We start from the raw sequence: 315 nt of genomic DNA on the forward strand, positions 1-315 counted from the left end.
CTGGGGCATCTGCGGGCGCTTTATGCGGGGACGCGGTTGGAGGCGCAGGAACTGGAGGGGCTGATCGTCGAGGCGGACGGCGCGTTGTTTCGGGCGGAGGATTTAGGCCGCGCGCGGGGCAGTGTGCCGGTGCGGCTGGAGCGCGTGGTGGTGGCGGTTGATCCGCCTGTGACCGCGCATGGCGATGCGTGCGGGATTGTGGTGTGCGGGCGGCGCGAGGGCAGGGCCTATGTGCTGGCGGATCGGTCGGTGCGGGGCTTGTCGCCTGTGGGCTGGGCCAAGGCGGCGGTGAAGGCCGCCGAGGATTTTGAGGCG

Annotated in this window: 1 pseudogene; it reads left to right on the forward strand. The window is 71.1% G+C overall.

The window, feature by feature from the left end:
• Positions 1-315 (forward strand): annotated as a pseudogene (locus tag B3H86_RS07505) (DNA-packaging protein); the annotation flags it as partial.

Origin of the sequence: Brevundimonas sp. UBA5866 (assembly GCF_002432125.1) — a bacterium.
In the GTDB taxonomy this organism is placed as follows: domain Bacteria; phylum Pseudomonadota; class Alphaproteobacteria; order Caulobacterales; family Caulobacteraceae; genus Brevundimonas.